We start from the raw sequence: 12,030 nt of genomic DNA, 5'->3' as shown, positions 1-12,030 counted from the left end.
GAGGGATAGAATATGAACCCATATGAACAATATATGAATGAAATGGTAAAAGGCATGCGCACTGAGTTAACTGAACACGGATTTGAAGAGTTACAAACAAAAGAAGCTGTTGAAAACCACTTTAATAAAGTGAGTGAAAATGAAACGACATTCGTCATGATTAACTCTGTATGTGGGTGTGCAGGTGGGCTTGCTAGACCTTCTGCCAATACAGTCTATAGTCAAAATCCAACAAAACCTGATTATGCTGTCACTGTCTTTGCAGGTCAAGATAAAGATGCAACTGAAACGATGCGTGAAAAAATTCAACAAGCTCCATCAAGTCCATCTATGGCTTTATTTAAAGGAGAGCAATTAGTGCACTTTATCCCAAGGGAGCATATTGAAGGCCGTGATATTCAAGAGCTATGTATGGATATCAAATATGCATTTGATGAACATTGTTAATATATGTAATATAGGCTTTAATTAGCTCATAATACTTTTAGTATTAATCGTTAGACATATAAGAATAGATATATTAAATAAAATAACATAAATATAAAAAAATAGAAGCTTAGTAAAGCTAAGCTTCTATTTATTCTTATATACAATTTATTTTTATATACAATGACTTTTAAATACCTCTGTTAAAATCTTTATTAAGATTTCCATAGATTAACATTGTAAGCATTAATAATAGTTATGTATATGTTATTTCATGTTTTGATTAACAGCATATTAATCTGTAATACATAAACTAATCATATATAGTGCTAATAACGCCAATCCAGAAACAACTAATAATTCTTGACCCATTTCTATACACCTCCGTTAATTTGAAAAATTATTTATTCTTAACTCGAAGTAAACGTTAAAACAAATACTTTAAAGTTAGTCTTACTATTAATAGCTCAATCAAATATATTATAATAGATAATAACTTAATTTAAAAGGAGTAATTCACATGAACCATGCCGATGAAATGTATCTTGAATTGTGTAGAACGATTTTGAATGAAGCCAACAGTAAGGATGATAGAACAAATACAGGCACATATTCTATTTTTGGTTATCAAATGAGATTTAATTTATCAGAGGGATTTCCGTTATTGACAACAAAAAAGGTACCTTTCAAATTAATTGTATCTGAACTGCTCTGGTTCATTAAAGGTGACACAAATATAAAGTACTTATTAGAGCATAACAATCATATTTGGGATGAATGGGCCTTTGAACAATATGTAAAATCAGCAGACTATAATGGGCCAGATATGACTAACTTTGGACACCGTATTTTAACAGATCAACAATTTAAAGCTCAATATGATGAACAAATGAGTCTTTTTCAACACCGTATTTTAAATGATGATGATTTTGCTGATCAGTATGGTGACTTAGGGAATGTGTACGGTAAGCAATGGAGAGCATTCAATGGTCGTGATGGTAAAGTGGTTGATCAATTAAAAGATGTTATTGAATCAATCAAACATACTCCATCATCTAGAAGACATATCGTAAGCGCATGGAATCCAACAGAAATAGATTCTATGGCATTACCACCATGTCACACACTGTTCCAATTTTATGTTAGAGATAATAAACTGAGTTTGCAACTATATCAAAGAAGTGCAGATGTATTTTTAGGCGTCCCATTTAATATAGCGAGTTATGCTCTACTTTTACATATTGTGGCACTTGAGTGCAATTTAGAAGTAGGTGAATTTGTTCATACGATGGGTGATGCACATATATATAGTAACCATATAGAACAAGTGAATACTCAATTAGAAAGAAACTCATTTGAACTCCCAAATATTAAAATTTATAACTTCACTTCATTCGATGAAGTAGAAGTTGAAGACATCGAATTAATAGGCTATCAATCACATCCAACAATCAAAGCGCCAATTGCAGTTTAGCTTTTGAATGACTACCCGGTATAAAATCCATTAAAGCAAGAGAAAAATCATTATAAAAGCTAATATTGAAAACCAACAATAAAATCGATAATATAAATTTTAAAAGGATGGTATTTATGTTGAAATTAATTGTTGCTCATGATTTAAACAATGTTATTGGTTGGAAAGGAAATATGCCATGGCATATTTCTAATGATTTAAAAAGAGTTAAACAAATAACAACTGGTGAAACGATTGTTATGGGAAGAGGTACATTTGAATCGTTGGGAAAACCGTTACCGAATAGAACTAACGTTGTCCTAACTTCAAATAAAACATTTAATAATGATCATCAATTTGATATTGAAGTAATTCATAGCATAGAAGATTTGAATAATTACAATTCGCCGATTATATTCGGTGGAGGTAACTTATATCAGCAAGTAATAGATCAAATTGATGAAATGTATATCACACTCGTACACGAAAAATTTATTGGTGACACTTTTTTTCCAGAATATAACTTAGAAGATTTTGAAATCATTTCATCAGAAAAATTTAATAAAAATAAGAATGAGTCATTGACTTATGAGCATTTACATTTAAAGAAGAAATATAGGAAGAAAAAATAATAAAGAATAAATTAAGTAAGAAAATGATAAAGAAGAAAGAATAGAATAAAAATTTTGTTTAATTTTATACAATGTGTGAATTACATTACTTTAAAATGAGGTGAATAAATGCTACATACTGCAAAAGTATTATTTACAATTATTGGTGCTGCTGGCCTAAAAAGTTTCAAACTAAATGAAGTTAAGAGGAAACAGCAATACATTGAAGACTTCCATGAGCGCAATCGATTTACTCAACTTCAACCAAAGTTATGGGCACGTAATATTTTAAATACTGCAGGGGTCAAAGTGAAAGTACATGGAGATTTACCATATTATAAAGAACCTGTACTTTATGTTGCCAATCATGAAGGGAACTTCGATATTCCAGTGTTAATAAGTACAATTCTTCAACCTTTTGGATTTGTATCAAAACAAGAAGTAGAGAAAATACCCTTTTTAAAAGATTGGATGGATTTAATGCATTGTATATATATAGATCGCAAAGATAGAAGAAGTGGTGTGAAAATGCTTAAATCTGCAATTCAAAATCTTAATGATGGATATTCAATATTAATTTTCCCAGAAGGTACACGTTCAAAGGGAGAAGGAATTCAAGAATTTAAAGCAGGTGCGTTAAAAATGGCGCAAAAAGCAAAAGTTAATATCGTTCCAGTCGTAATTAAAGGAACGAGTGAGATAATGGAGAAAAATGATCACAATATGATTAAAGAAGGAATTGTACAAATCAAAATGCTTGAGCCAATTGAGCCTTCGATATTTAAAGAACAATCACTACAAGATGTTACGACGATGGTTGAGCACAAAATAAAAAATGAGTATGAAAAACTTTAAATTATTTTATTCTTTAATCCATTACCTTAATAAAACATGCATTGCTTTTAAATGAATATCTTCTAATAAAATATCAATTATTATAAATATAGAGAATACAATCAAATTATTTGTATATATATAATATTCAGATATAATTAAAAAATAATATTTATAATCTATAATATTTAAATTTTTTAATATCTAAGGAGTGGTATCAATGAGTCAAGAAATTGCAACTTTAGCTGGTGGATGCTTCTGGTGTATGGTTAAGCCATTTGATTCGTTTGATGGGGTTAATCATGTTATTAGTGGATATGCTGGTGGACATGTAGAGAATCCTACATATGAACAAGTAGGTAGTGGTACAACAGGACATACTGAAGCAGTTCAGATTCATTTTGACAATGAAAAGATGACTTATAAGGAACTGCTAAATATATATTTCAAAACATTTGATCCAACAGATAATGATGGGCAATTTGGTGATAGAGGTACTATGTATGAACCAGTTATTTTCTATCATAGTAATCAACAAAAAGAAATCGCTGAACAAGTTAAAGATTCTATTGATCAATCTGGAGTATTTAATAAACCTATTATTACACCAATAAAGCCTTATAAGAATTTTTATCCTGCTGAAGATTACCATCAAGAGTTCTATAAAAAAGAAAGTAGCCATTATAATCAATTTTATAAAGGATCTGGTCGAAAGCAATTCATAGAATCTCATTGGAATTAATTGAATGAATATTGATATATTAATAGTGATATAAGAGGTGAAAATAATGGTAAAAAAAAGAAATATAGATGAGTTATCAGATATAGAATATTATGTAACGCAAGAAGATGGCACGGAACCTCCTTTTGAAAATAAATATTGGAAACACTTTGAAGAAGGTGTTTATATAGATAAGTTATCGGGTGAAGTGTTGTTTACATCACATGATAAATTTGATTCATCATGTGGATGGCCTTCATTTTCTAAAGCAGCGAGTGAAAATATTGTCGAAGTCCATGATGATTCACATGGTATGAGTAGAACTGAAGTTCGAAGTGACACATCACATTTAGGTCATGTATTTAATGATGGCCCCAAGGAATCTGGTGGATTAAGATATTGTATTAATTCTGCTAGTATTGATTTCATACCTAAAAGCGAATTAAAAGAGTCGGGCTATGAAAAATGGCTGTCACAATTTGAATAATGATTTAATATTCATTAAAATTTACGCTTAAAGTTAAAATGTTTAAGTGTTAGTTTAATTGTGTATAATGGTATTGAACAATATTTTAGAATTAAGATTGAAATAGAGCTTAAAATATGGAGGATAAAAAATGTTTAAAAACTTATTTGGTTCTAAAGAAGAAGTAAGTAAAGATATTGAATTATATTCACCAATGACAGGTGAATATGTAAATATTGAAGATATACCTGATCCTGTATTTGCTGAGAAGATGATGGGTGAAGGATTTGGTGTAAAACCTACTGAAGGTGTTGTAGTTTCTCCAATTAAAGGTAAAGTTGTCCAAGTTTTCCCTACTAAGCATGCAATCGGACTTAAAGCCGATAATGATATTGAGGTTTTGATTCATATTGGGCTTGAAACTGTACAACTTGAAGGTGAAGGGTTCGAAACTCTTATTGCTGAAGGTGATACAGTCGATGTAGGAGATGAACTTGTTCAATTCGATATCGATTATATTTCACAAAAAGCAGAATCATTAATTTCACCTGTGATTATCACGAACACAGATCAACTCGATACTTATACATCGAATGATGTTAAACAAGTTGAAAAAGGACAAACGGTTATATTCAATTTAACTGCTAAATAATCTTTAGATGAAATCATATTCATTTTATCAATATTGTAAAACTAGAACGGGATTGAATAGTAGTAGAGAGAGTCAGATGTGTGAGGATATAATCAATGATATACAATTTCCTAAACAATCATCTGATTATGATGATATATCAAATTATCTTGAGTTAAATAATGTGACAAGCCTACCTTTGTCAGTGTTTGATTGTTTATGGAAAGATTATGAAGAATGGCTTTTGTTTTAATGATTATTTATAAAATCATTATGATAAACTTAATTGAATAGTAAATGACATAATTAAATAAAATTTATATGAATAATTTCATAGGTTTAATTTTACATTTTTGATTTTACTATGAATAAAAATAAATTACGAGGTGTTAAGATGAGCGTTCATATTAATGCAAAAAAAGGTGATATAGCAGACACGATATTATTACCAGGTGATCCATTGAGGGCGAAGTATATCGCAGAAAACTTCTTAGAAGATGTAACTCAATATAACGAAGTGAGAAATATGTTTGGATATACTGGTACTTATAAAGGGAAGCGTATTTCTGTTCAAGGAACAGGTATGGGTGTACCATCTATTTCAATCTATATTAATGAATTAATGAATGAATATGGCGTAAAAAACTTAATTAGAGTAGGAACATGCGGAGCAATCCAAAAAGATGTAGAAGTACGTGACGTTGTTTTAGGAATGAGTGCTTCTCACGATTCTAATACGAATAATAAATTATTCGGACCGATTACTTTTGCACCAACCGCTGATTTCGATTTGTTAGCAACTGCATATAACAAAGCAACGAGCAAGGGGTTGAATGTAAAAGTAGGGAATGTATTTACTGCAGATTGGTTCTATGATGAAAAAAATAATAATGACCAATTAGCAGAGTATGGTGTACTTGCGGTAGAGATGGAATCTAGTGCGCTATTTACATTGGCGAAAAAATATGATGCAAAAGCATTATCTATTTTAACAGTAAGTGATCATATTATCACTGGTGAAGCAACATCAAGTGAAGAAAGACAAACTTCATTTGTTGATATGATGGAAGTAGCACTCGATACAGCAGTTGAATTCGCATCTAAATAATGTAATCTATAGTCACTATTTATAAAAATTAAGGCATACATTGTGTATGTCTTAATTTTTATAGTAAGTAATAGAAATGTGGGATAAAATGAATATATTAAAACGAAAAATCACGATGAATCCGATCTTGTTTACTTTCTTTATACTCATTAGCATGATTGTAGCGAGTATAGTTACAATGGCTACATTTTATTTGTATCAATCTTTATTTAATCAAAACCATTCAGCAAACAATTTTGACAAAATTGAGACTGTATACGAACAAATCAATAATGAATATTATAAAGATATTGATGAAGATAAGCTTATAGATTCAGCAATTGATGGAATGGTCGAAGGACTTGAGGATCCATATTCTGAATATTTAACAGAGGAGGAACTTTCTCAATTTGACGAATCAATTAGTGGAAATTTTGAAGGCATCGGTGCTGAGATTGAACAACGAGATAATGAAATATTTATTTCAAGCCCAATTAAAGGCTCACCAGCTGAAAAAGGAGGATTACAACCTAAAGATCAAATCATCGGTATTGATGGAGACTCAATTGAAGGTCAAGATGTTAACGATGCCGTTAAGAAAATTCGAGGAGAAAAAGGGACTACAGTTACATTAACTATCGTCAGAGGAAATCAACAGCCGTTCGATGTTGAAATCACACGAGATAAGATTCATATGGATAGTGTAAGTCATCAATCTATTGAAAATGAATCGACAGATATTATTACGATATCAAGATTCCAACAGGGTACGCATAAAGAATTATCCAATGTATTAGATAAAGTTGTTAACAATGACCATAACCATTTGATTTTAGACTTCAGAAACAATCCAGGTGGTTTATTAGATGAAGCTGTAAATATGATTGGATTGTTTGTAGGAGACAATAAAGTTGCCGCAATTTTAGAAACAAGAGATGGTAAACAGCAAGAAGTTAAAACAACTATTGATCAAGTAGATGGATTAGAAGATAAGACGATAACAATCGTTCTCAATGAAGGATCTGCTAGTGCATCTGAAGTATTTGCAGGTGCATTACAAGATCATATAAATGCGACAGTTGTTGGTGAATCATCATATGGTAAAGGCGTTGTTCAAACGACTAAGCAATTTGGAAATGAGTTATTAAAATACACTAACTCTAAATGGTTGACACCGAATGAAAGATGGATTCATGACAAAGGCATTAAACCTGACAAAGTGATAAAACCAAGTATATATAAGCATTTGACAATGTTAGATTCAGATAAAGTTTACAAAGAAAATAGCAAAGGTGAAGATATCCAGTTTATAGAGTTTGGACTTCAATCATTAGGCTATTCAATAAAGTCTCCAAATAAAGAATTCGATAGTGAAACTGAGAAAGCACTCAAGGCATTTCAACAAGAGTACGAAATAAAGGCAACTGGTGAAATGCACGGAAAAACAACAGATACATTTATGAAAGTCATTTTTGATCATTTAAGAAATGATGATCCTCAGATGAAAAATGTTATTCAATTTGTGACTCAGACATGATCATATGTTTTTACCCGTTGAAAATGAATGTAGAGGCTGAACAAAATGTTCAGCCTTTTTAAATGTAATTTACAATATATAATTCAATATATATATTATAATTCACTATAATATATATAACTTAAACATTTACTTGTGACTCATGAAAATTCGATTAAATCATTATATAATAAGAATGATAATTATATTTTAAGAATGGAGCTTTCTATATGGCGAAAAAAATTATATTTACCGGTGGTGGCACAATGGGGCATGTCACTTTGAATTTAAAACTAATACCTGTTGCCCAAAAGAGTGGGATTACTCCAATTTATATTGGTAGTAAAAAAGGTTTAGAGAAAGATTTCATAAAGAAAGAAACTGGAATTAAATATTGTAGTATTTCAAGTGGTAAGCTTAGAAGATATTTATCTTTTGAAAATTTAAAAGATATTTTCAAAGTGATTAAAGGCATATTTGATGCTTATAAAATTCTAAAAAAAGAAAAGCCAGATGTTGTTTTTTCAAAGGGTGGATTTGTTACCGTTCCAGTAGTAATTGCGAGTAAACTTTTAAATATAAAAACAGTCATTCATGAATCAGATTATACACCCGGTTTAGCCAATAAAGTAGCAAGTAAATTTGCCAGCAAAATATATACGACATTCGAGGAAACTACTGACTATTTACCTGATTCAAAAACAGAATATATTGGCACAATAAAAGAAGACTCATTATCCAATGGAGATAGTGAAAAAGCTTATGAATTAACAGGTTTTGAAAAAAATGAAAAACCAACGATTTTAATTACTGGTGGATCTACTGGTTCTTTATTTATAAATCAGTTTATATGGGATAATATTGATGCACTTTTAAGTCAATTTAACATCATCCATTTGACTGGGAAAAATAAAGTTAATAAAAATTTAACCCATATAGATCAGTATAAACAATTTGATTATGTTACCACTGAATTTAGTCATTTACTTGCGTTAAGTGATATTGTCATTTCACGAGCAGGCTCTAATATGATTTTTGAGTTATTATCATTAAATAAATTAATGTTATTAATACCACTGTCTAAAGAAAAGTCAAGAGGCGATCAATTACTTAATGCTAAACATTTTCAAAAACACGGGTACGCTGAAATGATAGAAGAAGAAGCATTAGACCTTCAAAACCTATTAGATCGACTAGAATTGTTATCTTCACATTCATCACGTTATATCGATTCTATGAATAAAGACCATAAACAAATTGAACCTGAAGATTTACTTCAAAAAATTATGAGTACGTAATTGTACGAAAGGAGCATAATATGTCTCGAAGAAAACGTATTGAGTTGTTAATAATTTTTGTTATGATTTTTGGTGTTATTGCCATGTTTCACGAAAGTAGGTTAGGTCGATTTATAGATAAAGAAGTTTATGAATTTATATACTCTGCAGAATCATTTATAATGACATCATTTATGTTAGGATTTACGTTCATTGCAGAAGTGTTAACAATGATTATATTAAGTCTCATGGTCATTGCTGTTTTGATGATTTTAAAAATGAGATATGAAGCATTATTTTTTGCACTTTCTATGATTATTAGCAGTATATTAAATCCCGTACTAAAAAATATCTTCGACCGTGAAAGACCAACATTACTTAGACTAATTGATATATCTGGATTTAGTTTTCCAAGCGGACATGCGATGGGATCATCGACATTCTTTACATCAATAGCTTCTATTATGAATACCAAATTTACTAGACAACAAAATTGGATTATAACAACTATTTGTGGCTTTTTCATTTTAATGGTGTCATCTTCAAGAGTTTATTTAGGTGTTCATTATCCGACTGATGTCTTAGCTGGTATATTCGGTGGATTTATCAGTGTAATATTATCATCGATTATTTTAGAAAAATTATTTGACAATAAAAAGCGTATCATATAATATTTAATTGAAAATGATTATCATTATCATCATTGATTAAATTCATTTTCGTCCACCCTTTATATATTCTTAGAAAGTTGAGATCAATGATCTCAACTTTTTATATATTTATTTTAGAGAATATCATTTAAAAAAGTGTTACAATTTATTAAAAAGAATGAAGGGTGAGTTTATGGCAAAGATATTAATCGTTGAAGATGATGAAAGAATATCACGATTCTTACAGTTAGAACTATCTTATGAAGAACACGAAGTAGAAGCAATATATGATGGTCAAGAAGCTTATGATAAAGCGATTGAAGAGGACTATGACATTATTTTATTGGATATTATGATCCCAACATTAAACGGCTTACAATTTTGTAGAAAATTTAGAAAAGTAAAAAATACTCCAATTATAATGGTTACAGCAAAAGGTGATATATCTGACAAAGTGATTGGACTAGATTATGGGGCAGATGATTACATCGTTAAACCAATAGAAATTGAAGAGTTATTAGCAAGAATACGAGTAATTCTAAGAAGAAATGAAGTAATACAAGAACAAAGTACTAAGTCGACAATACTTTCAAATGATTCTCAAACGCTTCACTTTAAGGATTTAATCATCGATACACAAGGGATTAGAGTGTACATAAATGACGAAGATTTAGAATTAACTAAAACCGAATATGAATTACTTAAATTGCTCATTGAAAATATCGATATCGTGATGCAAAGAGAGCAAATTTTAAGTCATATTTGGGGTTATGATAATGAAGTAGAAACCAATGTTGTAGACGTATATATTAGATATTTAAGGAATAAATTAAAAAAACATGATTACGATAAAATGATAGAGACTGTTCGTGGTGTGGGCTATGTGATAAGGTCATGAAACTTCCAAAAGTCCCATTAAGTATTGCATGGGTTATTTCATCTGGTATTTTAATATTTACATCATTTATTGTGTTTGCATTAGTGTTAATACATTTAATGGGTGGTTATTTATATGACAATGAAGATGCTACGTTAAGAAAAAGTCATAAAGAGGTTGTAGAGCTATTTTTGTCACGCAACGTTCAAAACATAAATGATAATGATATAATTACACGACTCAGTGATAATCAAATATTAAATTTATATGATAATCAAGGGCAACTTATTACCCAATATAATTTGTCGAATAAAGAATATGACTACGAAGTAAATAAAAATCAACTCGATGAAATAATTGCTGTTGACCAGAAAGATTATTCTTATATTTCAATCACATCTGAAATTAATCAATCTTCGCACTTTGGATATAAATATGCACAAATTGTACATCCAATAGATGATTATAATAATATTATGAAATATATGAAGATTATATCTATCTTTATTGCTTTTATATTAATTTTTCTTACATTGTTAGTGTCCTATTTTATAACTCGTACGTTAACAAAGTCATTACGCAACATTTCAAATCAAATGGAATATATTGAAAAACAGGGCTTTAAAGAAAAACTGACAAATATGAGTTTTTACACAGAAATAGATCAAATGACAACGACATTTAATAGTATGATGAGAGTACTTGAAGAAAACTATAAAAGCCAAAAGCAATTCGTGCAAGATGCATCTCATGAATTAAGAACTCCATTGACTATCATACAGGGGCATATAAAGTTGTTAAATAGGTGGGGTAAAAAAGATCCAAAACAACTTGAGGAATCACTTGAAATTTCACTATCTGAATCCAAGAGAATGGAAAAACTTATTAGTTCTTTATTAAGCTTATCAAAAGGACAAATAGGTGATGAACTCATAAGACACAATATCAATTTAAATGATGAGATTAAAAGATTAGTGCAAAGTTTTAAAAATGTATATCCCGATTATAAATTTAACATATACAGTAAGATGAACAATTGCAATATACTTTTTAATAAATATCAATTTGAACAAGTCTTGTTAATTTTTATGGACAATGCAATCAAATATGACCATATTAATAAAAATATTTCATTAATGATTACCGAAAAAAATGAATACATTGAACTCCAAATCACTGATCGTGGAATTGGAATTCCTAAAGAAGACTTACCTTATATATTTGATCGGTTTTATAGAGTAGATAAATCCAGAAGCAAGAAAATTGAGGGTAACGGTCTCGGTCTTGCAATTGCTAAGAAAATTGTTGAACAAAACAAAGGACAAGTACTGATTACAAGTGAATATAATAAATTTACAACTGTAAAGGTTATTTTTGAACGCGTATAAATAAACTATCTTTTTTAAGAAATAAATATAATAGTTTAACTTTTATTAATGCGCTTTCAATGGTAAACTTATAGTGTAAAAGTTCATAAAATA

The 12,030-nt window shown here is 29.6% G+C and carries 14 protein-coding genes; all 14 read left to right on the top strand.

The window, feature by feature from the left end:
- Nucleotides 1-12: 12 nt before the first annotated feature.
- Complete coding sequence (locus EDD62_RS03090; protein ID WP_123807493.1) at nucleotides 13-447, top strand: BrxA/BrxB family bacilliredoxin; 435 nt, start codon at nucleotides 13-15, stop codon at nucleotides 445-447.
- A 499-nt stretch (nucleotides 448-946) separates the two neighbouring features.
- The gene (locus EDD62_RS03085; RefSeq protein ID WP_123807492.1) at nucleotides 947-1,900 is read left to right on the top strand and encodes a thymidylate synthase; all 954 of its coding nucleotides are present in this window, start codon (nucleotides 947-949) and stop codon (nucleotides 1,898-1,900) included.
- Between the two features lie 116 nt (nucleotides 1,901-2,016).
- Nucleotides 2,017-2,511: a dihydrofolate reductase gene (locus EDD62_RS03080; RefSeq protein ID WP_123807491.1), complete on the top strand. Its 495-nt coding sequence runs from the start codon at nucleotides 2,017-2,019 to the stop codon at nucleotides 2,509-2,511.
- 108 nt (nucleotides 2,512-2,619) lie between these two features.
- The gene (locus EDD62_RS03075) at nucleotides 2,620-3,345 is read left to right on the top strand and encodes a lysophospholipid acyltransferase family protein (RefSeq protein WP_123807490.1); all 726 of its coding nucleotides are present in this window, start codon (nucleotides 2,620-2,622) and stop codon (nucleotides 3,343-3,345) included.
- Between the two features lie 199 nt (nucleotides 3,346-3,544).
- A complete protein-coding gene (gene msrA / locus EDD62_RS03070; RefSeq protein WP_123807489.1) occupies nucleotides 3,545-4,066 on the top strand; it encodes a peptide-methionine (S)-S-oxide reductase MsrA in 522 nt (173 codons plus the stop codon).
- Nucleotides 4,067-4,112: 46 nt separating this feature from the next.
- Nucleotides 4,113-4,532: a peptide-methionine (R)-S-oxide reductase MsrB gene (gene msrB / locus EDD62_RS03065; RefSeq protein ID WP_123807488.1), complete on the top strand. Its 420-nt coding sequence runs from the start codon at nucleotides 4,113-4,115 to the stop codon at nucleotides 4,530-4,532.
- Nucleotides 4,533-4,662: 130 nt separating this feature from the next.
- Complete coding sequence (locus tag EDD62_RS03060) at nucleotides 4,663-5,163, top strand: PTS sugar transporter subunit IIA (protein WP_077140276.1); 501 nt, start codon at nucleotides 4,663-4,665, stop codon at nucleotides 5,161-5,163.
- Nucleotides 5,164-5,170: 7 nt separating this feature from the next.
- Nucleotides 5,171-5,395, top strand: a complete 225-nt coding sequence (locus tag EDD62_RS09410; protein WP_077140277.1) for a YozE family protein — start codon at nucleotides 5,171-5,173, stop codon at nucleotides 5,393-5,395.
- Nucleotides 5,396-5,536: 141 nt separating this feature from the next.
- The gene (deoD, locus tag EDD62_RS03050) at nucleotides 5,537-6,250 is read left to right on the top strand and encodes a purine-nucleoside phosphorylase (protein ID WP_077140278.1); all 714 of its coding nucleotides are present in this window, start codon (nucleotides 5,537-5,539) and stop codon (nucleotides 6,248-6,250) included.
- Between the two features lie 88 nt (nucleotides 6,251-6,338).
- The gene (locus EDD62_RS03045; protein WP_170152757.1) at nucleotides 6,339-7,766 is read left to right on the top strand and encodes a S41 family peptidase; all 1,428 of its coding nucleotides are present in this window, start codon (nucleotides 6,339-6,341) and stop codon (nucleotides 7,764-7,766) included.
- A 209-nt stretch (nucleotides 7,767-7,975) separates the two neighbouring features.
- Complete coding sequence (locus EDD62_RS03040) at nucleotides 7,976-9,043, top strand: undecaprenyldiphospho-muramoylpentapeptide beta-N-acetylglucosaminyltransferase (RefSeq protein ID WP_123807486.1); 1,068 nt, start codon at nucleotides 7,976-7,978, stop codon at nucleotides 9,041-9,043.
- Nucleotides 9,044-9,063: 20 nt separating this feature from the next.
- Nucleotides 9,064-9,693 carry a phosphatase PAP2 family protein gene (locus EDD62_RS03035; protein WP_123807485.1) on the top strand — a complete coding sequence of 210 codons (630 nt, stop codon included), beginning with the start codon at nucleotides 9,064-9,066 and terminating at the stop codon, nucleotides 9,691-9,693.
- Between the two features lie 172 nt (nucleotides 9,694-9,865).
- On the top strand, nucleotides 9,866-10,570 hold the full coding sequence (locus EDD62_RS03030; protein WP_123807484.1) for a response regulator transcription factor: 705 nt from the start codon (nucleotides 9,866-9,868) through the stop codon (nucleotides 10,568-10,570).
- Nucleotides 10,567-11,937, top strand: a complete 1,371-nt coding sequence (locus EDD62_RS03025; RefSeq protein WP_123807483.1) for a HAMP domain-containing sensor histidine kinase — start codon at nucleotides 10,567-10,569, stop codon at nucleotides 11,935-11,937. The genes EDD62_RS03030 and EDD62_RS03025 overlap by 4 nt, the downstream gene beginning before the upstream one ends.
- The last annotated feature ends 93 nt before the right edge of the window (nucleotides 11,938-12,030 follow it).

The sequence above is a fragment of the Abyssicoccus albus genome (assembly GCF_003815035.1).
GTDB classification, from domain to species: Bacteria; Bacillota; Bacilli; order Staphylococcales; family Abyssicoccaceae; genus Abyssicoccus; species Abyssicoccus albus.
The sequence above is the reverse complement of the archived record's forward strand: the minus strand, read 5'-3'. Positions and strand labels throughout refer to the sequence as shown.

What these genes read in the sequence shown, in the direction of transcription:
- EDD62_RS03090 (WP_123807493.1), top strand. Translation starts at nt 13, where the DNA reads ATGAACCCATATGAACAATATATGAATGAAATGGTAAAAGGCATGCGC.
- EDD62_RS03085 (WP_123807492.1), top strand. Translation starts at nt 947, where the DNA reads ATGAACCATGCCGATGAAATGTATCTTGAATTGTGTAGAACGATTTTG.
- EDD62_RS03080 (WP_123807491.1), top strand. Translation starts at nt 2,017, where the DNA reads ATGTTGAAATTAATTGTTGCTCATGATTTAAACAATGTTATTGGTTGG.
- EDD62_RS03075 (WP_123807490.1), top strand. Translation starts at nt 2,620, where the DNA reads ATGCTACATACTGCAAAAGTATTATTTACAATTATTGGTGCTGCTGGC.
- msrA (WP_123807489.1), top strand. Translation starts at nt 3,545, where the DNA reads ATGAGTCAAGAAATTGCAACTTTAGCTGGTGGATGCTTCTGGTGTATG.
- msrB (WP_123807488.1), top strand. Translation starts at nt 4,113, where the DNA reads ATGGTAAAAAAAAGAAATATAGATGAGTTATCAGATATAGAATATTAT.
- EDD62_RS03060 (WP_077140276.1), top strand. Translation starts at nt 4,663, where the DNA reads ATGTTTAAAAACTTATTTGGTTCTAAAGAAGAAGTAAGTAAAGATATT.
- EDD62_RS09410 (WP_077140277.1), top strand. Translation starts at nt 5,171, where the DNA reads ATGAAATCATATTCATTTTATCAATATTGTAAAACTAGAACGGGATTG.
- deoD (WP_077140278.1), top strand. Translation starts at nt 5,537, where the DNA reads ATGAGCGTTCATATTAATGCAAAAAAAGGTGATATAGCAGACACGATA.
- EDD62_RS03045 (WP_170152757.1), top strand. Translation starts at nt 6,339, where the DNA reads ATGAATATATTAAAACGAAAAATCACGATGAATCCGATCTTGTTTACT.
- EDD62_RS03040 (WP_123807486.1), top strand. Translation starts at nt 7,976, where the DNA reads ATGGCGAAAAAAATTATATTTACCGGTGGTGGCACAATGGGGCATGTC.
- EDD62_RS03035 (WP_123807485.1), top strand. Translation starts at nt 9,064, where the DNA reads ATGTCTCGAAGAAAACGTATTGAGTTGTTAATAATTTTTGTTATGATT.
- EDD62_RS03030 (WP_123807484.1), top strand. Translation starts at nt 9,866, where the DNA reads ATGGCAAAGATATTAATCGTTGAAGATGATGAAAGAATATCACGATTC.
- EDD62_RS03025 (WP_123807483.1), top strand. Translation starts at nt 10,567, where the DNA reads ATGAAACTTCCAAAAGTCCCATTAAGTATTGCATGGGTTATTTCATCT.